The 23,788-nt window shown below is 73.2% G+C and carries 22 protein-coding genes and 2 pseudogenes; 15 read left to right on the top strand and 9 right to left on the bottom strand.

What is annotated here, in order from left to right:
- The 4 genes from ABD299_RS11010 to ABD299_RS10995 all read left to right on the top strand — a co-directional run bounded on the left by ABD299_RS11010 (position 1) and on the right by ABD299_RS10995 (position 3,356).
- Complete coding sequence (locus ABD299_RS11010) at positions 1 to 822, top strand: ABC transporter ATP-binding protein (protein WP_344260971.1); 822 nt, start codon at positions 1 to 3, stop codon at positions 820 to 822.
- Positions 809 to 1,720 carry an ABC transporter permease gene (locus ABD299_RS11005; RefSeq protein ID WP_344260969.1) on the top strand — a complete coding sequence of 304 codons (912 nt, stop codon included), beginning with the start codon at positions 809 to 811 and terminating at the stop codon, positions 1,718 to 1,720. Before ABD299_RS11010 ends, ABD299_RS11005 begins: the two co-directional genes overlap by 14 nt.
- Positions 1,721 to 1,726: 6 nt before the next feature.
- Positions 1,727 to 2,497 carry a sirohydrochlorin chelatase gene (locus ABD299_RS11000; RefSeq protein ID WP_344260967.1) on the top strand — a complete coding sequence of 257 codons (771 nt, stop codon included), beginning with the start codon at positions 1,727 to 1,729 and terminating at the stop codon, positions 2,495 to 2,497.
- 160 nt (positions 2,498 to 2,657) lie between these two features.
- A complete protein-coding gene (locus ABD299_RS10995) occupies positions 2,658 to 3,356 on the top strand; it encodes an alpha/beta fold hydrolase (RefSeq protein WP_344260965.1) in 699 nt (232 codons plus the stop codon).
- Between the two features lie 57 nt (positions 3,357 to 3,413).
- On the opposite strand, the gene ABD299_RS10990 is transcribed toward ABD299_RS10995, so the two are convergent.
- Positions 3,414 to 3,611 carry a hypothetical protein gene (locus tag ABD299_RS10990; protein WP_344260963.1) on the bottom strand — a complete coding sequence of 66 codons (198 nt, stop codon included), beginning with the start codon at positions 3,609 to 3,611 and terminating at the stop codon, positions 3,414 to 3,416.
- Between the two features lie 116 nt (positions 3,612 to 3,727).
- Complete coding sequence (locus ABD299_RS10985; protein WP_344260961.1) at positions 3,728 to 4,030, bottom strand: hypothetical protein; 303 nt, start codon at positions 4,028 to 4,030, stop codon at positions 3,728 to 3,730.
- A gap of 149 nt (positions 4,031 to 4,179) precedes the next feature.
- Here ABD299_RS10985 and ABD299_RS10980 point away from each other — a divergent pair, with 149 nt between their 5' ends.
- The 4 genes from ABD299_RS10980 (at position 4,180) to ABD299_RS10965 (ending at position 10,847) form a co-directional block, all read left to right on the top strand.
- On the top strand, positions 4,180 to 4,383 hold the full coding sequence (locus ABD299_RS10980) for a DUF397 domain-containing protein (protein WP_344260959.1): 204 nt from the start codon (positions 4,180 to 4,182) through the stop codon (positions 4,381 to 4,383).
- 200 nt (positions 4,384 to 4,583) lie between these two features.
- Positions 4,584 to 4,829 carry an acyl carrier protein gene (locus tag ABD299_RS10975; protein ID WP_344260957.1) on the top strand — a complete coding sequence of 82 codons (246 nt, stop codon included), beginning with the start codon at positions 4,584 to 4,586 and terminating at the stop codon, positions 4,827 to 4,829.
- A gap of 112 nt (positions 4,830 to 4,941) precedes the next feature.
- Complete coding sequence (locus ABD299_RS10970; protein WP_344260955.1) at positions 4,942 to 6,417, top strand: amino acid adenylation domain-containing protein; 1,476 nt, start codon at positions 4,942 to 4,944, stop codon at positions 6,415 to 6,417.
- Between the two features lie 35 nt (positions 6,418 to 6,452).
- Positions 6,453 to 10,847: a non-ribosomal peptide synthetase gene (locus tag ABD299_RS10965; protein ID WP_344260953.1), complete on the top strand. Its 4,395-nt coding sequence runs from the start codon at positions 6,453 to 6,455 to the stop codon at positions 10,845 to 10,847.
- Between the two features lie 173 nt (positions 10,848 to 11,020).
- Here ABD299_RS10965 and ABD299_RS10960 read toward each other — a convergent pair whose 3' ends face one another.
- Complete coding sequence (locus tag ABD299_RS10960) at positions 11,021 to 11,452, bottom strand: ATP-binding protein (protein ID WP_344260951.1); 432 nt, start codon at positions 11,450 to 11,452, stop codon at positions 11,021 to 11,023.
- A gap of 79 nt (positions 11,453 to 11,531) precedes the next feature.
- Here ABD299_RS10960 and ABD299_RS10955 point away from each other — a divergent pair.
- From ABD299_RS10955 to ABD299_RS10945, 3 genes and pseudogenes are all read left to right on the top strand, one after another.
- Positions 11,532 to 12,005 (top strand): annotated as a pseudogene (locus ABD299_RS10955) (DUF5753 domain-containing protein); the annotation flags it as partial.
- Between the two features lie 49 nt (positions 12,006 to 12,054).
- On the top strand, positions 12,055 to 12,255 hold the full coding sequence (locus tag ABD299_RS10950) for a DUF397 domain-containing protein (protein ID WP_344260949.1): 201 nt from the start codon (positions 12,055 to 12,057) through the stop codon (positions 12,253 to 12,255).
- 33 nt (positions 12,256 to 12,288) lie between these two features.
- Complete coding sequence (locus ABD299_RS10945) at positions 12,289 to 12,450, top strand: hypothetical protein (RefSeq protein ID WP_344260947.1); 162 nt, start codon at positions 12,289 to 12,291, stop codon at positions 12,448 to 12,450.
- 99 nt (positions 12,451 to 12,549) lie between these two features.
- On the opposite strand, the gene ABD299_RS10940 is transcribed toward ABD299_RS10945, so the two are convergent.
- Complete coding sequence (locus ABD299_RS10940) at positions 12,550 to 13,461, bottom strand: glycoside hydrolase family 19 protein (RefSeq protein ID WP_344260945.1); 912 nt, start codon at positions 13,459 to 13,461, stop codon at positions 12,550 to 12,552.
- A 169-nt stretch (positions 13,462 to 13,630) separates the two neighbouring features.
- Here ABD299_RS10940 and ABD299_RS10935 point away from each other — a divergent pair, with 169 nt between their 5' ends.
- A complete protein-coding gene (locus ABD299_RS10935; RefSeq protein ID WP_344260943.1) occupies positions 13,631 to 14,056 on the top strand; it encodes a gamma-glutamylcyclotransferase family protein in 426 nt (141 codons plus the stop codon).
- A 20-nt stretch (positions 14,057 to 14,076) separates the two neighbouring features.
- Here ABD299_RS10935 and ABD299_RS10930 read toward each other — a convergent pair whose 3' ends face one another.
- Entirely contained in the window at positions 14,077 to 15,060 is a 984-nt protein-coding gene (locus tag ABD299_RS10930; RefSeq protein WP_344260941.1) for an NAD-dependent epimerase/dehydratase family protein, read from the bottom strand.
- A gap of 131 nt (positions 15,061 to 15,191) precedes the next feature.
- On the opposite strand from ABD299_RS10930, the gene ABD299_RS10925 reads away from it, so the two are divergent.
- On the top strand, positions 15,192 to 15,719 hold the full coding sequence (locus tag ABD299_RS10925; protein ID WP_344261021.1) for a GNAT family N-acetyltransferase: 528 nt from the start codon (positions 15,192 to 15,194) through the stop codon (positions 15,717 to 15,719).
- Between the two features lie 10 nt (positions 15,720 to 15,729).
- Here ABD299_RS10925 and ABD299_RS10920 read toward each other — a convergent pair whose 3' ends face one another.
- From ABD299_RS10920 to ABD299_RS10910, 3 genes and pseudogenes are all read right to left on the bottom strand, one after another.
- Positions 15,730 to 16,299, bottom strand: coding sequence for a GNAT family N-acetyltransferase (locus tag ABD299_RS10920; protein ID WP_425581304.1), 570 nt, complete (start codon positions 16,297 to 16,299; stop codon positions 15,730 to 15,732).
- A 17-nt stretch (positions 16,300 to 16,316) separates the two neighbouring features.
- Positions 16,317 to 17,557 (bottom strand): annotated as a pseudogene (locus ABD299_RS10915) (macrolide family glycosyltransferase).
- A gap of 37 nt (positions 17,558 to 17,594) precedes the next feature.
- The gene (locus ABD299_RS10910) at positions 17,595 to 18,632 is read right to left on the bottom strand and encodes a CDP-alcohol phosphatidyltransferase family protein (RefSeq protein WP_344260937.1); all 1,038 of its coding nucleotides are present in this window, start codon (positions 18,630 to 18,632) and stop codon (positions 17,595 to 17,597) included.
- Between the two features lie 369 nt (positions 18,633 to 19,001).
- On the opposite strand from ABD299_RS10910, the gene ABD299_RS10905 reads away from it, so the two are divergent.
- Positions 19,002 to 19,766 carry a class I SAM-dependent methyltransferase gene (locus ABD299_RS10905; protein ID WP_344260935.1) on the top strand — a complete coding sequence of 255 codons (765 nt, stop codon included), beginning with the start codon at positions 19,002 to 19,004 and terminating at the stop codon, positions 19,764 to 19,766.
- Positions 19,767 to 19,875: 109 nt separating this feature from the next.
- Here ABD299_RS10905 and ABD299_RS10900 read toward each other — a convergent pair whose 3' ends face one another.
- The gene (locus tag ABD299_RS10900) at positions 19,876 to 21,114 is read right to left on the bottom strand and encodes an SAV2148 family HEPN domain-containing protein (protein WP_344260933.1); all 1,239 of its coding nucleotides are present in this window, start codon (positions 21,112 to 21,114) and stop codon (positions 19,876 to 19,878) included.
- Positions 21,115 to 21,240: 126 nt separating this feature from the next.
- On the opposite strand from ABD299_RS10900, the gene treY reads away from it, so the two are divergent.
- Positions 21,241 to 23,640, top strand: a complete 2,400-nt coding sequence (treY, locus tag ABD299_RS10895) for a malto-oligosyltrehalose synthase (RefSeq protein WP_344260931.1) — start codon at positions 21,241 to 21,243, stop codon at positions 23,638 to 23,640.
- Positions 23,641 to 23,788: the final 148 nt, after the last annotated feature.

Below are 23,788 nucleotides of genomic sequence, written 5' to 3'. Positions count from 1 at the left end.
ATGAGCACCGGACTGGCAACACCCCACCGCACCAGGACCGCCGCGGACGCCGCCCGGAACACCCCCGAGGACGCCGGCTACGCCGTCCGTCTCGACGGCGTCTCGAAGGTCTTCACCTCATCCGGCACCCCCCAGCTGGTACTCGACGACATCCGCCTGGAGGCGGCCCCCGGGGAGTTCGTCTGCCTGCTGGGCGCCTCCGGCTGCGGGAAGTCCACCCTGCTCAACCTGGTCGCCGGCCTGGACCGGCCCACCTCCGGCACCGTCCGGGTCCCCTTCAGCCGACCCGCCCTGATGTTCCAGGACCACGCCCTGTTCCCGTGGCTGAGCGCCGGGCGCAACGTCGAGCTGGCCCTGCGGCTGGCCGGTGTCGCCAAGTCCGAGCGCCGCGCCCGGGCCGAGGAACTGCTGCACCTGGTGCGGCTCCCCGACGCCTACGGCAAGCGGGTCCACCAGCTGTCCGGCGGCATGCGGCAGCGCGTCGCCCTGGCCCGCTCGCTCGCCCAGGGCAGCGACGTGCTGCTGATGGACGAGCCGTTCGCCGCGCTCGACGCCATCACCCGTGACCTCCTGCACGAGGAGCTGAGCCGGGTGTGGCAGGAGCGCAAGCTGACCGTGCTGTTCGTGACCCACAACGTCCGCGAGGCCGTCCGGCTGGGCCAGCGCGTCGTCCTGCTGTCCTCCCGCCCCGGCCGCGTCGCCCGCCAGTGGCAGGTGGACCTCCCCTTCCCGCGCCGCATCGAGGACAGCGGCGTCGCCGCCCTGGCCACCGAGATCACCGGCCACCTGCACGAGGAGATCGTCCGACATGCCCGGGCCTGAGACGGGCACCGACGCACACACCGGCACCGGGACACAGCCGGCCGGCCGCCCCGCCGACGACTCCCTGGAGATGGCCTCCGGCCTGGACGCCCTGGAGACCCAGGCGGACCGCAAGACCTCCGGGCCCCGCAGGGTCCTCGCCAAGGCCGGCCCTCCGCTGCTCGCCGCCGCCCTGGTGCTGGCCCTGTGGCAGCTCGCCCACACGCTGAACTGGTCGGGAAAGCTCCCCTCCCCGGGAGAGGTCTGGTCGGAACTGACCGTCGCCTGGTCGGCCGGCACCCTGGCCCCGTCCGTCGGCCACAGCCTGCTGCGCTGCCTGATCGGCTTCGGCGCCGCCGCGGCCATCGGTATCCCGCTCGGTCTCCTGCTGACCCGGGTGCCGCCGCTGCGCACCGTCCTCAAGCCCATCCTGTCCGCCGTCCAGTCGCTGCCGGCCGCCGCCCTGGTCCCGGTCGCGGTCATCGCCCTGGGCAACACCGAGGGCGCCGTCTACGCCGTCGTGCTCCTGGGAGCGGTGCCGTCCATCGCGGTCACCGTGGCCGCGTCCGTCGACCAGCTGCCCCCGCTGCTGCTGCGGGCCGGCCGCTCGATGGGCGCCACCGGACTGCGCGGCGCCACCCTCATCACCGTCCCGGCCGCGCTGCCCGGCTTCATCACCGCGCTGCGCCAGGGCTGGACGTTCGGCTGGCGGGCCCTGATGACGGCCGAACTCATCACCGCCACCCCGCTGCCCGGCATCGGGCAGATGCTCGCCGAGGGCAACGCCGCCCAGTCGATGAGCCTGGTCCTGGCCTCGGTGACGCTGATCCTGACGGTCGGTGTCCTCGTCGAGTCCGCCCTGTTCACCCCGCTGGAACGCCGCGTGCTGCGCCACCGCGGCCTGGCCGCCGGAAGCTGATCCGCCATGAGCCGCCTGTTCCCGGACCACCCGGCCCTGCTGGTCGTCGCACACGGCAGCCGGGACCCCCGGCACGCCGCGACCGTCACCGCCCTGTGCGCGCGGCTGCGCCGGCTGCGCCCCGGGCTCCGGGTGGAGACCGGCTACCTGGACTTCAACGTTCCCTCGGTGCCGCAGGTGCTCTCCCGCCTGCACACGGACGGGCAGCGCCGCGTCATCGCCCTGCCGCTGCTGCTCAGCCGCGCCTTCCACGCCAAGTCCGACATCCCCCAGGCGCTGGCGGAGCAGACCGCCCGGCTGCCGGGTCTCTCCGTCCACCAGGCCGACGTCCTCGGCCCGGACCCGCTGCTGGTGGCCGCCCTGGAACGGCGGCTGCACGAGGCGGGTCTCCCCTTCGCCGACCGGGCCTCGACGGGTATCGTCCTGGCCTCGGCCGGCTCCTCCGACCCGGAGGCGATCGCAGCGATCGCAGAAACCGCGCGGGAGTGGCGGCGCACTGCTGGTTGGTGTGCCGTGCGTCCTGCGTTCGCCTCCGCATCCCCGCCCCGCACGGCGGACGCCGTCCGCGCCCTGTGCGCCGACGGCGTCCGCCGGGTGGCCGTCGCCCCCTACGTGATCGCGCCCGGTTTCCTGCCGGACCGCATCGCCGCCGGGGCCCGCGAGGCCGGCGCCGACCTGCTCGCCCCCGTCCTGGGCGACGCCCCGGAACTGGCCGCCGTCCTGGCGGCCCGCTACGACCGGGCCCGCCTGACCCGCCCGACCCTGCTCACGGCGTGATCCGCGAACGGTCCGGACCGTCAGCACCTGCTCCCGGGCCGCCGGCTGAACATCAGGGTCCCTGTCGCGACGAAGCGGTGAAGGACTCCGCACGGCCGGCCCGGGGCGCACGGAGACGTGAATGCGGGGCGTTGTCAGTGGCCCCTCCTACTCTGTGGCCATGTCCAACTTCGTACTGGTGGCGGGTGCCTGGCTCGGGTCGTGGGCCTGGGACGAGGTCGTGCCCACGCTCCGGGAGGCCGGTCACGGTGTCCATCCGCTGACCCTGTCCGGCCTGGCCGAGAAGCAGGCCGTGCCCGTCGGGCGGCAGACTCACGTCCAGGACATCGTCGATGAGGTCGAGCGCCTCGATCTGCGCGATGTCGTGCTGGTGGGGCACAGCTACTCGGGGATTCCGGTGGGTCAGGCGGCGGACCGGATCGGCGACCGGCTGGCCCGGGTGGTCTTCGTCGACTCCGATGTGCCCAGCCCCGGCGAGTCCTTCCTCTCGACCTGGTGGGAGGGTCCGGCGAAGCTGGAAGCCGCCCTCGCGGGGAACGGCGGCTTCTGGGCCCCACTGGCCGAGCCCGACTACGCCGGTCACGGCCTCACCCATGATCAGGTCGCCCGGATCGTCGCGGGATCGACGCCGCATCCGGGTGCCTCTCTGGCCGATCCGGCTGTGCTGTCACGGCCGCTCGGCGAGCTCCCGGCCACCTACATCCTCTGTCTGCTCGACGGTGCCGAGCCCAGCGACATCGTGGCCGGTCTGCTGGCCGGCGAGAGGTGGCGGCTGGTCGAGATGGGCACCGGCCACTGGCCGATGTTCTCCCAACCGGACGAGCTGGCGCGGATCCTCCTCGACGAAGCCGCACAGTGACCGCGGCCCCTCCCCGCACTCCGCCCGAAGCCTGCCCCGGAGCGGTGCGGCACCGGGTCAGTCACCGGGGAGGGATCTGCCGACGCCTGTGAGGCCGAGGCCGGCCTCCGGGCCTTCCGGGCCACCGAGGTCCAGGTGCGTGGCATCCGGCTCCGTAGCCATGGAGTCGCCGTCACCGGGGCACCCGGCCATGCCGAGGCCGACCACGGTCACCACTGCCGCCGCGGCGGCCCGTGTCCCCCGAGTAAGTCTCATGAGTCGTTGATAGCTCATGCCGCGACGCGACGACCGCCTACCGGACAGTACTGTCCGCTCCCTGCCACTGCTTCCTGCGTACGACCGCCGGCTGGGCACCGGACGGGGGCAGCACCTCACTCCGTATCCGGCGGCAGGACCCTCCGCACCAGTTCGCCGATGAGGTCATCGAGGGGATAGCGCGCGAGAACCTCGGGCACGGTGAGGTCGTCCACGATGAGTCCGCGCATGGCCAGGTAGAGCAGCAGGACCGACATCGTGCCGCCGGGCAGACCGGCGTCGAGGTGGAAGCGGATGTTGCGGCCGAGTCCGGCGCCGGAGGCACGGGTCAGGTCGGCGCGCAGGTCGGCCCTGACGGGTGGTGACGGCAACGCACCCATGGCCGCAGCCGGGGTGGACGTGGTGCGGACGGCGAGCATTGCTTCTCCTGTGAACGTGGAGGATGATGACCAAGTCCAGTGCTACCGGGCGCTGTTCGACACCATGCGAGCGTCAGCGTTCGGACCGGCTTCCTCGCTCGACCGCATCGGACGGGCAGCCTCCGGCGCCTGATCACGGAGGGCTTGTCGTGTACCGACCGCACTGGCAGAAGTCGAGCTTCTCGGGAAGCGACGGGAGCGACAACTGCCTGGAGGCGGCCCGGGGACCGGCGGGCAGCGGGGGGCTCCTGCTGCGGGAGAGCGACAGGCCGGAGACCGTTCTGACCACCACACCGGCCCGGCTGCACGCCCTGCTGGACGCGGCACGCGCACACGGACCCGGCGGAACCTGACCCGGCTCCCGCACGAACCGCTTCCTTCGGCCGGACGCCCCCGCCCATGACATCCCGCTCCTGTCCCGCAGTCCGGACGTCTCGCCGAAGGACAACGCACGCGCCGGCCCCGGTCCGGTGGGCTGCCGGACTGCCGGGTGTCCGTGGACCGTCATGGAGAGCCACGGCACCGACGTCCGTGGCGAGATGAGGAGAAGATCGTGACCGAGCAGCACGCCCCCGCACAGCGGACCGGGAACCATGAGGCCGTCCTGCGCATCGCCGCCGACGTGCTGAAGGTGCCGCGCGTCACGGCGTCGGACAGCTTCTACGACTTCGGCGGCACGTCCCTGCAGGCCATGCGGATCTGCGCCCGGATCGAGAAGGAACTGGGCCTGAGCGTCACCCCGGAGACCCTGTTCGAGTGCGATAGCTTCGCCGACGTCGTCTCCGCGGTCGAGGACTGAGGAGCGATCCCGCTCTCACGCCCCCGACTGTCGCCCGATGCCCCCGATTCCCCCGCAGTCCAGGAGCCAGTCCGTGCGCCGTCCCGCAGATCCGCCGCTCATACACGAAGCAGTGTCCCGTCAGGCGCGGATCCGTCCCACCGCCGTCGCGGTCGTCCACCGGGGCGAGTCCGTCGACTACGCCACCCTCGACGCCGCCGCGGACGCCTATGCCGAAGCCCTGGACGCCGCCGGCGTGGGGCCCGGAACCACCGTTCCGGTCCTGCTGCCCCGCTCGGCCCGGCTGGTGGCCGTCCTGCTGGCCGTACTGAAACGGGGCGCGGCGTACGCGGCCGTGGACCGGCGCTGGCCGCGGGAGCGGATCAGCCGGATCGCCGCCTTATCGCGGGCCCCTCTCATGGTGACCGACACCGGCGCGCAGGGGGAGACACCCCTGTGGATCGTTCCGGACGAGCCGCTGCGACAGGCCGCGTCGCGCCGCGGCGCCCTGCCGCCCGTGGCCCAGGACAGCTCCCGTGCCGCCACGGTCTTCTTCACCTCGGGCAGTACCGGCGCCCCCAAGGGCGTACTCTCCCCGCACCGCGCGACCACCCGTCTCTTCTCCCGTTCCGGGTTCGCGGACTTCGGCCCCGGCCGGGTGGTGCTGCAGGCGGCCCCGGTCTCCTGGGACGCGTTCAGCATGGAACTGTGGGGCCCCCTGACCACCGGCGGCACCTGTGTCATCGCGGACACGGACTATCTCCTGCCGGGCACCCTCGGGGAACTCGTCACGAACGCCGGAGTGGACACCGCCTGGCTGACCGCCTCCCTGTTCAACCTCCTCGTCGACGAGGACGACCCCGATCACTCCTGCTTCACCGGGCTGCGCCAGGTCCTCACCGGTGGCGAGCGCCTCTCGACCGCCCATGTGGAGCGGTTCCTGGAGCGGCACCCGGACATCACGCTGATCAACGGCTACGGCCCGGTGGAGAATTGCGTCTTCGCCACCACGCACCGGGTCACCGCGGCGGACTGCGGCCGCCCGGACGGCATCCCCATCGGCGTCCCGGTACCCGGCACCACCGTGCACATCCTGGACGGGGAACAGGTGCTCCCTCCGGGGGCGGTGGGTGAGATCTGCCTCGCCGGGCAGGGCCTGGCCCTCGGCTACCTCGGCGACGCCGAGGCCACGGCCGCCTCCTTCGTCTCCCTGCCGCTCCGGGCGGCACCGGCGCGCCTGTACCGGACGGGAGACCTCGGCCTCCTGGACTCCGACGGGACACTGCACTTCCGCGGCCGGGCCGACCGCCAGATCAAGATCTCCGGACACCGCGTCGAACCGGGAGAGATCGAGAGCACCGCCCGCCGGATACCGGGGGTCCGGGAAGCGGCCCTGGTTCCCGTGCCGGCCGTCGGCGGCGGATACGAGCGACTGGCCCTGTTCTACACGGCGAAGGACCCCGCCGCGCCGGCTCCCGCCCTCGTGCGCCGCGCACTGGCGGACCTGCTGCCGGGCCACATGGTGCCCCACAGCGTGCGCCGGAGCGCCGCCCTGCCGACCACGACCAACGGCAAGCTCGACCGCGCAGCCCTGCTCGCCTCCCTGTGATCCCTCCCGTTTCCCGAAGCAGAAAGCGCTCCCCCGTGACGCTCGCCGGACTCCCCGCGGACACCGCGGCCCGCAGTTACCCGATGTCGTTCGAACAGGAGTCGATCTGGCTGAACGATCAGCTCCAGGAGGGGCCGTCCCGGTACGTGGAGTCGTGGGCGTACCGGCTGCGCGGTGCCCGGATCGACGCGGCGGCGGCCCGGCGGGCACTCACCGGAATCGTGGCCAGGCACGAGGCGCTGCGCAGCCGCCTGAGCCTGGCCGAGGCCGGAGCCGGCAGCCCGGGCGGCAACGAAGGCGGAGGCGAGGCGCGGCAGACGGTGATGCCACCGGCCGAGGTCGAGCTGGACGTCCGCCGGGTGAGTTCGCGGGATCTGCGCACCGCGATGGTGGCGGCGGCCACCCGGCCGGTGCCCCTGGACCGGCCGCCCCTGCTGCGGGCGACGCTGCTGGAACTCGCCGAGGACGACAGCGTCCTGGTGGTGGCGATTCACCACGCGGTGATCGACGGCTGGTGCTTCGGTCTGCTGGACACCGAGTTCAGCGCGCTCTACCGGGCGGCGCTGGACCGCACCGCTTCCCCGCTGCCCGCACTGCCCCTGCAGTTCGGCCCGTACGCGCAGGAACGCCGCCGGGCGGCGGACGCGGGCGGCCACAAGGACTCCCTGGAGTACTGGCGGGAGACGATGCGCGGGGCCCCGCCGGAGTCCTCCTTCCCCACGGACAGGCCCCGGCCCGCGGCCCTCGGCGCGTCGGGGGACCGCGTCGAATTCACGCTGGGCCCCGGACTCGGCGCCGGTGTCCGCGACCTCGCCCGGAGGACGAGGAGCACTCCGTTCGCGGTCCTGGCCACAGCGCTGAGCGTGCTGATCTCCCGGCTGTCCGGACAGGACGACGTGGTGATCGGCACGCCCGTCTCCCGCCGGGACGAGGAGGCTCTCGAACCGGTGATCGCCTGCCTGACCGACGTCATGCCGCTGCGTCAGCACATACCGGACGGCATGTCGTTCGCCGAGCTCACGGCCCGTACCAAGGAGCGGGTCTGGGGGGCGGTCAGGCACCGCGACGTCCCCTACTCCCGTCTGGTCCGCGAGCTGGGGGCGGAGCGCTCACCGGACCGCTTTCCCCTCTTCCAGGTGGTCTTCGGGCTGGACGACGCCCCGGCCCCGGCACTGGACCTGCCGGGTGTGACCGCCGAACGGCTGTACATCCACTCGGGTACGGCCAAGTACGACGTCTTCCTTCACCTGGTGCCCGCGCGCGGCGGCTTCGACGGCTTCCTGGAGTTCTCCACCGACCTCTTCGACCGCGCCACCGCCCTGCGTCTGTCGGAGCGGCTGCGCATCCTGCTGGCCGATGCCCTCGCCCGCCCCGGCCTGCCGGTCCGCGAGCTGGACATCCTTCCGGCCGCCGAACGCCGGCTGATCCTCGGGAGCTGGTCCCGGGGGGCCGCCGCCCCGGCCGAGCGGCCCCTCGCCCACGAACTGTTCGCCGCACAGGCCCTGCGCACGCCCCGCGCCCCGGCCGTCGTGCACGGGGACCGGGTGCTGACGTACGCCGAGCTGGACCGGGCGGCGGACGAGGTGGCCGCGCACCTGGTGGCGCGGGGCACGGCCGGGCGCCCCGTGGGCGTCTGCCTGCGCCGCGGCCCGGAGCTGGCCGTCGCGGTGCTGGGCGTCCTCAAGGCCGGCAGCGGCTGTCTGCCCATCGATCCCGCCCACCCCGTCGGCCGGATCGCCGGTATGGCGGCCGACAGCGGAATCGGGGTCGCACTGGTCCAGCGGGACCTGGCCGCCCTGCTCCCCGCCACGGTCGAGACGATCTCCCTGGACGACCTCCCGGCCGCCCCCGAGGTCCGCCTGCCCGCTGCGGCACCCGCCGGCCTCTGCTACCTGATCTACACGTCCGGCTCCACCGGCCGCCCCAAGGGCGTCGCCATGCCGCACCGAGCACTGGCCAACCTGCTGGCCTGGCAGCGGAGCCGCTCCCCGGCCGGCCCCGGCACCCGGACGCTGCAATTCGCCGCGCCGGGCTTCGACGTGGCCTTCCAGGAGCTCTTCGGCACCTGGGCCGACGGGGGCACCCTGGTCATGACCGACGACGGAACGAGACGCGACCCGGCCCTCCTCCTCGACCTGCTGGCCGCCCAGCGCGTCGAGCGGCTGTTCCTCCCGTTCGTCGCTCTGCAGCAGCTCGCCGAGTACGCGTGCTCCGCCGGACGCTCGGCGGCGACTCTCCGCGAGGTCGTCACCGCGGGCGAGCAGCTTCATGCCACCCCCGCACTGCGGGAGTTCTTCCGGGAACACGCACCCGGCGCGGTGCTGGAGAACCAGTACGGCCCGTCCGAGACCCATGTGGTCACGGCAGAACGGATGGACGGCGATCCGGAGACCTGGCCCGGCCTGCCGTCCATCGGACGGCCCGTCGACGGCACGCGTGTCCTGCTGCTGGACCGGTACCAGCGCCTCGCCCCCGTCGGCTCGGTGGGGGAGATATGTGTCGGCGGCGCCGCCCTCGCCGACGGCTACCTGGGCCGCCCGTCGCTGACCGCGCAGAAGTTCGTCGCGGACCCCTTCTCCCCGGGGGCCCGCCTCTACCGCACCGGCGACACGGCCCGGTATCTGCCGGACGGGCGGATCCAGTTCCTGGGCCGCGTGGACGGCCAGGTCAAGATCCGCGGGCACCGGGTGGAGACCGGGGAGGTCGCCTCCGCGGTGCAGGCCGTGCCCGGAGTGGCCGATGCCGCGGTGGTGGCGCGGGAAGCGGCCGGCCCGGGGCACAAGCGCCTGATCGCGTACTACCTTCCGGCCGACGGGGCCGCCCCTCGGCCGGACGAGCTGCGCCGCGCGGTGGCGGAACGACTGCCGGAGTACATGGTGCCTTCCGTCTGTGTGGCGCTGGAGGAGTTCCCGCGCACGGCGAGCGGCAAGCTGGACCGGCTCGCGCTGCCGCTGCCGGACGAGGCGGACAGCAAGCCGGCGGACTCGTTCGTGGCGCCCGGGACACCCACCGAAAGGATCGTCGCCGCCGCCTGGCAGGACGTACTGGGAAGGGGCCGGGTCGGGGTTTACGACGACTTCTTCGCCCTCGGCGGCGACTCCCTGTCGGCGGTGCGTCTGATGCTGAGGCTCCGCCAGGAGACGCGGCAGCAGCTCCCGCTCGGCGCCCTCTCCGCGGCACCGACCGTCGCCGCTCTCGCGGCGCTGGCCGACCGCGACCGGACGGCCGGGCGGGACGCCGGCGACCAGGCCTTCGACCCGGCCGCGGAGATCCGGCTGCCGGCCGACATCGTGGCGGCCCGCGAAACGATCCGGGTCGCGGAGGACCCCGCTCACGTACTGCTGACGGGTGCCACCGGCTTCCTCGGTGCCTACACCCTGCGCTCCCTGCTGGACCGGACGCGCGCCGTGGTGCACTGTCTGGTCCGCGGCGCGGGACGGGAGCAGGCCTCGGCGCGGCTGCGCCGGGTCATGGAGGGCTACGGAATCCGGGACGAGTCTGCCGAGCGGCGGGTGAGGATCGTCCTCGGTGATCTGGCGCAGCCGCACCTGGGCCTCTCCGAGCAGGACTTCGACGCGCTGGCCCACACCGTGGACGCGGTGTACCACGTGGGCGCGGCGGTGAATCTCGCCTCTCCCTACGGGCAGCTCAAGGCCGCCACGGTGGACGGCACGGCCGGGGTACTGCGGCTGGCGGCCCGCCACCGCAGCGTGCCGGTGCACCACGTGTCCACGGTCGGCGTGTACGCGGGGCACGCGAGGCCGGGGGGCGGACGGATCGGTCCGGAGCACCCCACAGGCCCGGCCGAGGCGCTGGAACACGGCTACACGCAGAGCAAGTGGGCGGCCGAAAAGCTGATCGAGGCCGCCCGCGCCCGGTCCCTGCCCGCCACCGTGTACCGGCCGACGCGGATCGCGGGGCACAGCCGCACCGGTGCCTGCCAGAGCGGTGACTACATGTGGCTGATGCTCAAGGGCTGCGTCCAGGCCAAGGCCGCGCCAGCCGGAGTGGACACCGCGTTCGACCTGGTGCCCGTGGACTGGGTCGGCGACGCCCTCGTCGCCCTGTCCCTGCGGCCTGCGGCGGCCGGCCGCACATTCCATCTGGCCACCGGTCGGCTGCTGCGGCTGGACACCATGCTGGGCCGGCTGCGGGCCAGGGGCTACGCACTGCCCGAGGTCGATCCGCAGCAGTGGCTGGCCCGGATCGGCGCGGACGCGGGCAACGCGGCGTTCCCGCTGCTGGGCACGCTGGCCGCGGAGGTGGCCGGGGGCGGCTCGGAAGGCGGCCTGCTCTTCGACCCCACCGCCACCGATGCCGCGCTGGCCGGTTCCGGTGTGGTCCGCCCGGAGGTGGACGAGGAGTGGTTCGCCACCTGCCTGGGGTACTTCACCCGGACCCGGTGGCTTCCGGAACCGACGGAGCGCTGAGGACGACTCGCGCATCGGGTGCGTCGGGCGCGGGTCACCGGATGCCTCGCCCGGCGCACCGGCCGCCCGGTGAGACGCCGCAGCCGGCGGCGCCCCGGCACCGTTGCCCGCCGATACGGCCGACGGCGCTGCGGGGGCAGGGCGCGCGGACCCCGCCCTGCCCCCGCGGCGCCTCAGAGCACGAACCACACGGCCTTGCCCGGCCCGGGCAGGTGGTGGCAGACACCCCAGTCCAGGGCGTGGAGTGTGATGAGCAGAAGCCCGCGGCCGTGCTCCTCCTCCGGTGGCGGCACGCCCGGCGGGACCTGGGGATATCCGGGAGCGGAGTCCTGCACCACCACCCGCAGGCCGCCCTGGGACGTCCAGGCCGCGTAGAGGCCGACGGGCACGGGACGCAGACTGTCGAGCGAGGCCACCACCGCGTTCGTCACCAGCTCCGAGGTCAGCGGGGCCGCCGTCTCGATCAGGTCGCGCTTCGCCGGCACGACCTCGGTCAGCGCGGTCCGCACAGCCTCCCGGGCGGGCCGCACCCACGCCGGACTGGGCGGAAACGCGAGCCTGACGTCACCGCCGGACTCCTGCACGAAACCGGGAACAGAGCACACGAAGATCTCCTCTCGTTCTCCCCGGCCCACCGCGTGACCCCACGTCACGCACCACGAAGGCCGGAGCGGCCTCCTCCAGACCCCCGGGTACGCCCGCGCCGTGTGCAGGACCGCCGGCGACGCCGAAGAACGGATCAACGCGTACGTGGAGTTCCGCATGGCCGGACAGCGGAGGCTCAGCGACGACCCGCCACCGTCATTCCATGCCGTGGTCCATGAGAGCGCGCTGCGCACCAGACCGTTGAGCAGCCAGGACATGCGCGCGCAACTGCAGTGGATCGTTGAGGTCAGCCGCCTCCCCAACGTCTCGATCCAGATCTTCCCCTTCGAGGCGGGCACCTACTCCGCGTTCTGCAGGGCGTTCACGATCTACGGGGGCCCTACGCCCGAACTGGACACCGTTCGGCTGGAACAGCCGATCACCTCGCCGTTGCTGCGCGACACCGAGCGGATCAGCCAGTACGCGCGCTGTTCGCCAAACTATCGGAAATGGCGTTGCCTCCTGTTGACCCGCTCTCTCACCCGGAGTCTCATGAAGGCCCGGACTCCCTGAGTCTCATCCAGCATCTGATGCGCACCCTCCAGGCGAAGGAGCTTTCCGCATGACCGAGCCGACGTGGCAGAAGTCCTCGTTCAGTGGCAGCGGGCAGAACGACTGCCTGGAGGCGGCCCGGGGCCCGGCGGGCGGCGGGGGGCTCCTGGTGCGGGAGAGCGACATGCCGGATGTTGTCCTGACCACCACTCCGGCCCGGCTGCGCGCCCTGCTGAGCGTGGTGCGCACACACGGGCCCTTCGGGGCCTGACCTGCGCTCCCGCACGGGCGTTATCGTGTCGGGGTGAGCCGAGCCCGCGATGCCGCGCTGTTCGCGGTGATGACGGCGGCATCCGCCTTCGCCGCTCTGACCGGTGAACCGGTCCTCGGCCTGGCCGGTGTCGAGCGCTTTCTCCACGACCCCGGCGCCCGTCCCCGGCTCGGCTCCTTCTGGCGCACTCATTGAGCCGCCACCGCGCCGGGAAGCGGGTTCGTCCGGCAGCGCACGAGCGGCGTGCGGCCCGCGGGGGTCTCCCCGGGCCGCACGCCGTATGCCGGTCCCTGGTCAGCAGCTGAGGTTGCTGCCCGGAGTGGTACCGAGAATCTGGACGAACTGCTGGTAGGTGTTGATCCGGCTCTGGACCTGGGCGGGGTTGCGCCCGTCGCACTCCAGAGCGCCGTTGATCGCGCGGATGGTCCCGCCGAAGCCGTGGCTGCCGGTGATGGCCTGGTGAGCGGGCACGGAGCCCGGCCCGCTCTGCGTCATCCAGTACCAGATGGCCGTCTGCCAGGCGATGCTCGCGTTCTGCTCGACCAGCCAGGGGTTGTTCAGCAGGTCGATGCCGAGCGCGTTGCCGGCCGCGTGGTAGTTGAAGTTCCAGCTGAGCTGGATCGGCCCGCGACCGTAGTAGGCGGACTGGCCCGCCGGGCAACCGTAGGGCTGACTCACGTCGCAGTAGTGCGAGTAGTTGGCCTCGTTCTGCTCCCTGATGTGGACCAGGCCGCCGGTCTCGTGACTGACGTTGGCCAGGAAGGCGGCGGCCTCGCGCCGCTTGACCGTGTCGTCACCGGTGTTGGCGAACGCCGGGTAGGCGCTGAGGGCCTGGGTCAGCCCGCTGTAGGTGTAGAAGGGGTTCCGGTTCGGGAACATCTGGTTGAACTGGGCCTCGGAGACGACGAATCCGCCGGGGTTGGGTTCACCCGGCTCCTCGGTGCCTCCGCACGGACCCTGGTCCGCCCAGACGCCCGAGCCTCCGCCCGGCGTCTCGTTCTGGGTCCACCACCGCGCGCGCCAGTTGCGGCCGTTGTGCGAGGCGGTGTCGCCGCCCCAGTAGACGGTCGCCGGGTTCCACGCGGTGGCGCAGGCCGCCGAGGCGGACGCCCCGGTGGCGTTGGCGGAGGTCATGGGCAGCAGGACAGCCAGCACACCGGCCACGGCGAAGGCCGCGAGCATCGCCTTGAGGCGCTGTCGGATCATGGGACCACATCCTTGTCGTGGGGGTTGCCGACCACCCAACAACCTTGGTCTATACCTGTCAAGGTATAGACCAAGGTTCCGCCCGGAAGTCCTCCGCCCGCCCTTCCCCTCCTACGCTTGGCCGCATGACGCTGTTGCTGCCGACCGCGCCCGGCGCGCGGGCGACACGATGAACGGCCGACGGCTGCCGTTCTTCGTCTACGGCACACTGCGTCCCGGCGGCCGCCACCACGGCTGGGCACTGGCCGGGCGGACGGCGGCACAGCAGCCGGCCCGGCTCCCGGGCGTGGTGCTCTACGAAGGCCCCGGCTTCCCCTACGCCGTTCCGGCTCCGGAGGACCCCCGCGCACAGGCGCACGGCGAGCTGATCCACCCGGCGCCCGGCCACTACGAGACCGTCCTCAAGGACCTGGACCATCTGGAGGGATATCTGCCGGGCGCCCCCGGCAATCACTACGAACGGATGGCGATGCCCGCGCTGACGCCGGACGGCGGCCGGATCGACGCATGGGTGTACGTCGCCGCAGGTCCTCTGGCCGCCCGCCTGCGGAGAGACGGGCGGCGGGTCCCGGGCGACGACTGGACAGCGGCCTGACAGCAACCGGGCTCCGCGCCTCAGGCGTTCAGGACGCGTTCCTCTGTCTCCGGGTCCAGGCCCAGGCGGGGGCGGTCACTGCGCTGGGGAGCGTCGCCCGGCAGGGAGCGCAGCCAGGCCCAGGTGTCCGCGACGGTCTCCTCCACGGGCCGGCACCGCAGCCCGGCGGCCAGCGCCTTGGAGACGTCCGAGCCGTGCACCGCGCCGTGCATCTCCCCCGGCGGCGCCCACACCGGCAGTTCCGTCCACGGACGCACACCGGCGGCGAGGATCTTCTCCGGTTCGGTCCAGCGCAGTTCGGCGCCGGAGCCGGTGGCCCGCGCGCAGGCTCGCAGGAAGCTCTCCATGGTGGCGTGGCCGGGCGGGCCGACCAGGTCGTAAGGGCCGGCCAGACCGCGCTCGGCCGCGTCCAGGGTCCAGGCAGCCAGGTCACGGACGTCGATGAACTGCAGCTTGAGCGTGCGCGGCCCCGGCGCCAGGACCGGGCCGCCGCGCTCCATGCGCCGCAGCCACCACGGCAGCCGGCCCACGTTCTCGTACGGGCCCAGGATGAGCCCGGCCCGCACCAGCAGTGCCCGGTCACCGAAGGCGGCCTCGACGGCCAGCTCGCCCCCTCGCTTGTCCCGCGGGTACTCCACCTGTCCGGCGTCCATGGAACCCTCCACCACCGGGCCGTTCTCGGTGCTGCCGGCCGGTGCCGGGAAGGGGTAGACCGAGCGGCTGGAGATGTAGGTGCAGTGGGGCACCCGCCCGGACAGCAGCCGGGCGGTGTCCCGTACCGCGCGGGGGGCGTCCGACCAGGTGTCCACCACCAGGTCCCACTCCCCCCGCTCCAGGGCCGCGAGCCCGCCCTCGGCGGTGCGGTCGCCGTGCAGCGCGGTCACGCCGTCGGGCGGCGCGTGGCGCCCGCGGTGGAAGACCGTCACCTGCCAGCCGCGCCGCACCGCGTCCTCGGCGATCGCCCGTCCCGCGAACTCGGTCCCGCCCAGCACAAGAAGTCTCATGCGCTTCACCCTCCCCCGGCTCCGGGCGGCGGGGCACCGGTTCTCGCGGGGAGCGGAATCGCCGGGGGCGAACGGTGAGGCCGTTGTCCGCGCGGCCCGGCACGGCTAGTGTCCGCGCGGTGAGCGGTGAGATGGGCACGGACACCGGACTGACCCTGCGCCCGTGGGCGGAGAGCGACCTCGAAGCCGTCCGGGACGCCTTCAACGAACCGTTGATGCTGCGTCAGCTGCCGCCGTCCATGCGGCGGACGGCGGTGGACGACGAGATGGCCGGGCGGTGGATCGCCGACCGGCGCCGGGAGCGGGAGGAGGACGCCGGCTACTCCTGGGCGGTAACGCACGGGCCGGTGGTGGTCGGCTGCGTCGCGGTGGGGGCGGTCGATCGGGTGCACGACACCGGGTGGGTCTCGTACTGGACGGTGCGGGCGGCCCAGGGACGCGGCGTGGCCTCCTCGGCGCTGCGGGCTGCCGCCGGCTGGGCCTTCGGTGAACTGGGGCTGTTCCGGCTGGAGCTGGGGCACCGCACCGACAACCGGGCGTCGTGCGAGGTGGCCGGCCGGGCCGGCTTCGCGGTGGAGGGCCTGCAGCGCGCCAAGCTCCGCTACGGCGGGACGCGGCACGACGTGGAGCTGCACTCCCGCCTGGCCACCGACTCCTGATCCGCACCGGCTACCAGACGTCGCCGTCGCGCCAGTCGCAGACGAGATCCGCGGTGCGGTCCAGCGGGACCCCTGCGGGCAGGACGAAGAGCGCGCCGTCGGCGTCCTTCGTCCGGACGATGCCTGCGGGGGTGAGGGCGTGGGCCGGGCCCCGCCAGGGCAGCCAGCCGCGCGCCCGGTAGAAGGGGACGGCCTCGTCCGTGGCGGCCAGCGCGCCGAGGTCGTAGGCGTCGCGCGCCACCCGCTCCAACGCCGCCATCATGGCCCCTCCGATGCCGCGCCCGCGCCGGTCGGCGCGCACCCCGACCCCTTCGATGTAACCGGCGCGCAGCGCGCGCCCGCCGTGCAGCAGGCGCCGCTGGACGACGGCGGCGTGTCCGACCGGCTCCCCGCCCTCCCACACCATCGCGTGCAGGCCTCCCAGCGAGTGCTCCCAGTCGTGGCCGGTGAAGTCACCGTCGAACGCCTCGTCGAGCAGGGCCCTGGCCGCCTCGCGGTCCGGCCGCTCCAGGTCCGCGGTGTGCACGATCCGCACCTCGGTCATGGGGCCCATGCTGGCAGGACCGCGGCGGCGCCGCATCCGGGTATCGCGGGCGGTCAGGGCCGGGGCAGCAGGTCCTCGATCAGGTCGGCGGCCCGGCGGCTGCCGCCCTCGGCGAGCGTCGCCTCACGCACCTCGGCCAGTCTCCGGGCGACGCCGGGGTCCGCGGTCAGCTCCAGCACCGCCGTGCGCAGGGCCTCGGCGGTCGCCTCCTCCTTGGGGATGTGCCGGGCCACGCCGAGTTCCTGGAGCAGGGCGGCGTTGGTGAACTGGTCGACGGCCTGCGGCACGGCGACCATGGGGACACCGGCCGCAAGCCCTTCCTGGCAGCCGCCCATGCCGGCGTGGGTGAGGAAGGCGTCCGCCTGCCGGAGGACGGCGGGCTGCGGCACCCAGCGGTGGAGCTCCACGTTGGGCGGCAGCGGGCCCAGGCCGGCGGGGTCGGTGTGCTTGCCGATCTGGAGGACGACGTGCCAGCCGGGGAGTCCCCCGAAGGCGGCCAGACAGGCGCGGTAGAAGGCGGGTTCGTGGGTGAAGGAGGAGCCGAGGGAGACCAGCAGCACCCGGTCCCCGGGCCCGAGCCCGGCGGGGCGCTGCCAGTCGCCCTCGCGCGAGCGGTCGCCCTGGCAGGTGCCGACGAAGGTGTACACGGACTCGTCGACCTTCTCCGCGTGCGGCTGGAGGGCTCGCGGTATGAGCGCCAGGCAGCGGTCGGGCCGGCCGGCGAAGTCCAACGGGTCCGTGCCGGCGAACCCGTTGTGCTCCAGCCAGGAGCGGAACCTGGCCAGGTGGGCGATGCCCCTGGGGTCCTCCCGCAGCGGGCGGGTCAGCTCGGCGTGCTCCTCGTCGTAGCCCTCCCAGGCCACCATGCACGGGGAGAGCTGCACCGCCGGCACGTTCCACCGCCGGGCGAGGACGCGGACGCAGAAGGCCGCGATGTCGTAGAGCAGGAGGTCCGGCTCGTCGCCCCGGAAGGCGTCGGCCAGCTGCGGCAGCATCGCGATGTTGTCGGCCAGGAAGGGCTCGACATGGTCGAGGTACTCGTCCCCCCACTCCTCGTCCAGGGGGAGGGTCGATGTGTAGGGGACGGGCTCGGCCCCGGCCGCCGCGACGGCGTCGGTCAAGGGGCCGGGCACCGCGTAGCTGACGCGGTGCCCCCGGGCGGCGAGTTCGGCGATGACGCCGAGGTTGGGGTGGACGTGCCCGGGGGCCGGAATGCTGACCATGGCGACGTGGGCGCGGCGAGGGCGGGGTGGGGTCATGCCACCACCATAACGAGACGATACGTCTCGTGCAATGTGGTATCCGGCGCCCCGCGCCACGGACAGCGGGCGTCACACGACCCGCGAGCCCTCCTGCACCCCCTCCGACGCTCCGCGAACCTCGCCCTCCTTCGCCGCGGCCTCCTCCGCCGGCGTGAAGGAGGCCATGGTGCGGGCGAAGTCGCGCGTGGAGAGCAGCAGTTTGTAGATGATGGCGAGTTCGAAGACGAGCAGCAGACTTCCCGCCACGATGGTGACGGGCACGACGGCATTCAGGGCGGGGGCAATGATGAAGACCGCCATCTGGAACTCGATGCCGCTCACCAGATGAGTACGGATGCGGTGCCGCAGCAGAAAGGAACGAAAGCGCAGGTACCAGGGGAAGCGGGCCCGGAATTCCTGGTGGAGATCGACGACCGCGGGCCCGCCCGTGGTCTCCTCGGCCGCCGGACCCCGCTGGGCCGGCACCACCGGGCGCGCGGCCCGCTCGGCACGCCGGTCCTGGTCCTGCTCGGCGTCCGCCTCCGGGTTGTCCCGCAGCAGATCCTCCATGAAGGCCAGCTCGGCGCCGTTGTCGGTCTCCCGGGCACGCTGGGCGCGGGCCTTGATCTCCTTGCGCATGCCGTGCCGGATCTTGAAGATCTGGAGCGCGTCGATATACCGAAGCATGTCCAGGAACACCACTGCGAGGGCGAGCCACAGGAAGATCACCTCGCCGGTCCGCGCGTACTGGCCCCCCATCAGCGCGACCGCGCAGACCAACACCCTGATCCGGTCGAAGACGTAGTCCAGCCAGGCGCCGAACACCGAGCCCGTTCCGGCGAGCCGGGCCAGCTTCCCGTCCATGCAGTCCAGGACGAAGCTCAGGTGGTACAGCAGCGCACCCACCAGCAGCCAGCCCCAGGAGCCGGCCGCGAAGCAGCCGGCCGCCCCCAGACCGAGGAAGAGCGCGAACCAGGTCAGCTGGTTGGGAGTGATTCTGGTCCACATCGCCGTCCAGCGCACCAGCGGGACGGCGACGGGGTCCACCAGCAGCACTGTCCACCACGCGTCCCGCTTCTTCTGCGTGGATTCGCGCACTTCGGCCAGCGGAGGAATGTCTCGACGCATTTCACATGCTTCCTGACAGGAATCGGGGTGCGGCAACGCTAGGAGCACCGTTCACCGGAAAGCAAGCCCGGGTACACCGTTTACCGCCCCCGGAAGAAATGTCATACGAGACAACCGCCCACACCCCGGCCGGGAGCCGAAACCCCACCCCGGGGGAATGATCCCGGCGAATCGCCAGAAAGTGGAGATACCGGACGCGCCCTCACCGGACAGCGGCCGGGCGCCACCTTGCCGGCGCTTGACGACAGCGGGAATCAATGACAATGATTTTCATGTACAGGGTCGTCGCGCGGACTACAGCCGCCAAGAGCCCGCCGCTCCGGCCCGGCCCGGCCGGCCGCGTAGATCACGAGAATCGGAACACCACCCATGTCCGAGCAACTGACCGTCCAGCGCGCAGCCCACTGGACAGAGCGCTGGGACCGCCAGCAGGAGCGTTACGCCACCGGCCGCGAGGAGCGCTTCTCCGTCATCGCCGACGTGGTGGAGGAAGCCGCCGCGGACCACGGTGACCCGCTGATCCTGGACATCGGCTGCGGTCCGGGATCCCTGGCCGCACGGCTGGCGGCCCGGCTGCCGGGAGCCGAGATCGTCGGGGTCGACGAGGATCCCCTGCTGCTGGGCCTGGCCGAGGCCGGCGCGCCAGACGGGGTGCGCTACACGCGGATCCGCGCGGGCGCACCGGGCTGGACCGGGCTGCTGGGGCTTGCCGGCCGCCCGGTGGACGCGGTGGTCTCCTCAACCGCACTGCACTATCCGCCGGAGCACCGGCTGCTGGATCTCTACCGAGACCTGGGCCTGCTGCTGCGGCCGGGCGGGGTCCTGGTCAACGCCGACCAGCTGCCGCCCACCGACCCCATGGTGGCGCGCTACGCCTCCGCCGTGGACACCCGCGCGGCACACCGGCGGGGCGTGCCGCGGCAGGAGGACTGGCAGACCTGGTGGGCAGCCGTCGCACGGGCACCGGAACTGGCGCCGCTACTGGCCGCACGGGAACGCTGCGGCCTGGGCCCGGGCGCCGACAACGGACTGTCCCTCGACGGCCACCTCGCCCTGCTGGAGAAGGCCGGATTCCGCACCGCCGGTGTGGTCTGGCGCTGCGGAACCAGCTGCGTCCTGGTCGCGGTGCGCTGAACCACGGACGGCCCCCGGCTGCGGGAGCTGCCGAGCCCTGCTGTGCACCCGCGCAGGAACGGGCTGCCGGCGTCCGCGGCTCTTCATGGTCCACCTCCGGGCGGGACGGTCAGGACACCGGGCGGGAGACCGCCCACACCGACTCGAACTCCTCCAGGTAGGTGTCGAACAGCCCGGGCTCGCCGTCCGTCTGACGGCCCCCGCGCTGGAGCAGGTCCCGGCGGGAGCCGCGGCGCAGCACCAGCGCGGGGGTCTCCATCCCGCGGGTGCGCCGCAGATACGGCTGGACGACCGCCACGCCGCCGGGCCTGTCGCTGTCCACGAAGTAGGCACTGAACCGGGGGACTTCGTCCGAGACATGGATCTCGAAGCCCTCCGGGTCCCGCACCCGGCTGCGCACCCGCCGCACGTGCAGGATGTTCGTCTCCACCGAGCGGCTCAGCTCGCCGCGCTTGAGACCCAGCTCGCGCTCGCGCCGGCGCATGGCGCCGCTGGCCGGGTTCAGCAGCATCAGCCGCACCCGGCAGCCGGAGTCCGCCAGCCGCACCAGCCGGCGGCCGGGGAAGTTCTGCACCAGCAGTCCCAGGCCCGTCCCCGCCGCGTCCAGCCGCCGGGCGCCGCCGAACAATTCCTCGGGGGGAAGCTGGCGCTGGAGCCGCACGCGGTCCGGGTGCACGCCCGCCACGTCGGTGAAGCGGTCCCCCACCAGGTGGTCCACGGCGTCCGCGGGCATCCGCCGCTCCGGGCCCGGCCCGCTGTCCTGCCCCTCCAGCATCCGCAGCAGCCGGGCGCAGCCGCGCTCGGCCTGGTCCAGCACCGTCCGGCTCATCCCCCGGTTGCGGCTGACCGCGCTGCGGGCACCCTCCAACTCGTCCAGCGTCAGTTCCAACTCGCGCCGGTTCGGCAGATACGGCGCGAAACACGGCCAGTGCTGCACCATGAGCTCACGGAGCTGAGGTAGCGTCAGAAAGGCGAGCACCGTGTCGTCTGCCGGATCGTGCACATACCCCTTGCGGCGGCTCACCTCGCGCAGTGCCGCCGCCCGCTGCACCCACTCCTGCCCGGTCGGCCCGGCGGCGGCGATCTCCCACTCCTCCCCGTGCACCGGCTCGTACACCGGCCGCAGCACGGCGGCCACGACCGCCCGCAGCCGCTGCTCGACCAGGTTCAGCCAGACATACGCCCGCCCGGCGCGCTCCACGCGGGTGCGTACCTCGGTCCAGTCCTCGGCCTTCCAGGCCAGGTCGGCGCCGATCTCGACCGGACGCGGCACGGGGATCGCTCCGGTGGTCGCCTCGGCGGCCTCACCCCCGTTCCCCGAGGGGAGCTCCAGCCCCGAAGAGCTCACCGCCTGCACCGCCTTCCGCCCCGCTGATGGATCAAGGAAGCCTACTGCGCCGATCCGGTGCCACGCAGCCCGGTCGGCAAGGAACAACGACTGCCGGCCACCGGCGCGGGAAGGGCAACTGACGTGATGGGAAACCCCACTTCGACATACCGCATTCAGCTCCGGCCGGACTTCCCGTTCGCCGCCGCGCAGGAGACCGTGCCCTACGCGGCCTCCCTGGGCGTCTCCCACCTCCACCTCTCCCCCGTGCTGGAGGCGGTGCCCGGTTCGGGGCACGGATACGACGTGACCGACCACAGCGGGGTGCGGGCCGAATTCGGCGGGGAGGAAGGCCTGCGCGCCCTGTCCGGCACCGCCCGCGCCCACGGACTCGGCCTGATCCTGGACATCGTGCCGAACCACATGGCGGTGCCCTCCCCCGTCGAACTCAACGGGCCGCTGTGGGAGGTCCTGCGGGACGGTCCCGCCTCCCGCCGCGCGCGGTGGTTCGACATCGACTGGGAGGCCGGGGACGGCCGCCTGCTGCTGCCGGTCCTCGCCGGGCCGCTCGCCGGTGAACTGCCCGCCCTGTCCGTGTCGGACGGTGTCCTGCACTACGGGCCGCAGCGCTTCCCGCTGCGGCCGGGAACCGGACGGCTGCCGATGGCCGAACTGCTGCGGTCCCAGCACTACCGGCTCGCCTGGTGGCGGCTGGCCCGCACCGAGCTGAACTACCGGCGTTTCTTCTCCATCTCCGAACTCATCGGCGTGCGTGTGGAGGACCCGGAGGTCTTCGAGGCCACTCACCGCACGGTGCTGGGGCTGCTCGACGAAGGCGTGATCGACGGGCTGCGCGTGGACCACCCCGACGGGCTGGCGGATCCGGCCGGTTATCTTCGCCGGCTGCACGAACGCGGCGGTGGGGCCTGGACGGTGGTGGAGAAGATCCTCGGCCCGGACGAACGGCTTCCCGTCTCCTGGCCGGTCGCGGGCACGACCGGTTACGACACCCTCCGGCACATCGGCGCCGTCCTCACCGACCCCGAGGGCGCCGAGCGGATGACCGGCCACTACCGGGAGTTCACCCAGGCCCCGGACGACACCGGCGGGCAGTGGGAGGCCACCGTGCGCCGCGCCGCCCGGGAGGTGATCGACCACGAACTGGCCGCCGAACGCGACCGGCTGGTCCGCGTCGCCGAACGGGTGTGCCAGGAGTCCCCCGCACTGCGGATGCGCGACCACGCCCGGTGGGCGCTGCGGACGGCCGTCACCGGGATGCTGGTGCGGCTGCCGGTGTACCGGCCGTATGTTCCCGCGGGGGGCAGGGCCTCGGCGGTGGACGAGCGCCTGCTGGGCGCGGCGGCCGAGGGTGCGCGTTCCGACTTCGCCGTGGAGCAGGAGGCGGCGGCCGTCGAGACCGTGCACGCCCTGGCCCTGGGCCGGCTGGGCGGAGCACCGGGAATGAGCGACTTCCGGGTCCGCTTCGCCCAGGTCGCGGCGGCCCTGCACGCCAAGGCGGTGGAGGACACCGCCTTCTACCGCTACCCGGCGCTGCTGTCGGCGACCGAAGTGGGCTGTGACCCGGGCCGCCCCTCGGTGTCGCCGGACGCCTTCCACGCGCACTGCGCCCGCCTCCAGCGGGACTGGCCGCACACCGGAACCGTGCTGTCCACCCATGACACCAAGCGCAGCGCCGACGTCCGGGCCGCGCTGACCGCCCTGACCGAGGATCCGGACGGCTGGGCGGAACTGGTGGTCCGGCTGACCCGCGACACCGCCTGGCGGGGCGCGGCCCCGCCCGACCCCCAACTGGCATGGGCCGCCTGGCAGACCGCCTTCGGACTGGGCACCCCGGACGCCGGACGGCTGCGGCCCGCGCTGCTCAAGGCCGCCCGGGAGGCCGGGCTGCACACGTCCTGGACCGAGCCGGACGCCGCCTACGAGGACGCCCTCGCGCGGTTCACGGAGAGCGGCCCGTGCGGCCCGCCGCACCGCGAACTCGACCGGTTCGCCGGACAACTGGCCCCGCAGGTGCGGGCCGTGATGCTGGGCGGAGCACTGCTGCACCTCACCGTCCCCGGCGTCCCCGATGTCTACCGGGGCAGCGAGAGCGACTACCGCGCGCTGGTCGACCCGGACAACCGCCGTCTGCCGCCGCTGCCCGCGGACCGCCTGGCCGCTCTGGACTCCGGGCGGCCCCCCGCGACTCCCGCCGAGGAGAAACTGCGGCTGACCGCCGTCGCGCTGCGGCTGCGGCGCAAGCACCCGGAGTGGTTCGGCGAGGGCGCCGGGTATCTGCCGCTGCGGGCCGAGGGCCCCGCCTCCGCCCACTGCCTGGCCTTCGCCCGGGGCGGGAATGTCGTGGCGGCCGTCACCCGGCTCTCGCGGCGGCTCGCGGCGGACGGCGGGTGGCGCGGCACCCGGCTGGACCTCCCCGGTGGCCGCTGGCGTGACGCGCTGACCGGCAGGAACGTCCAACGAAGCTTGGCCGCATCGGAGTTGTTCGCCGACGCACCGGTGGCACTGCTGGTCCGCGACAGGAACTGAGAGTTCTTCACACAAACGGTCCGGAGTCTTTACAGCGCGCCCCACCGCCGCTACGTTCCCCGGTGGGAGCGCTCCCAGTTGCCGGTTCTTCCGCCACGGAAGATCCCCACCTCATCACGGCGAAGGGACGCAACGCGTGAGAGACCGT

This window comes from Streptomyces sodiiphilus, assembly GCF_039529215.1.
In the GTDB taxonomy this organism is placed as follows: domain Bacteria; phylum Actinomycetota; class Actinomycetes; order Streptomycetales; family Streptomycetaceae; genus Streptomyces; species Streptomyces sodiiphilus.
This window is presented reverse-complemented; position numbering and strand designations above follow the sequence as displayed.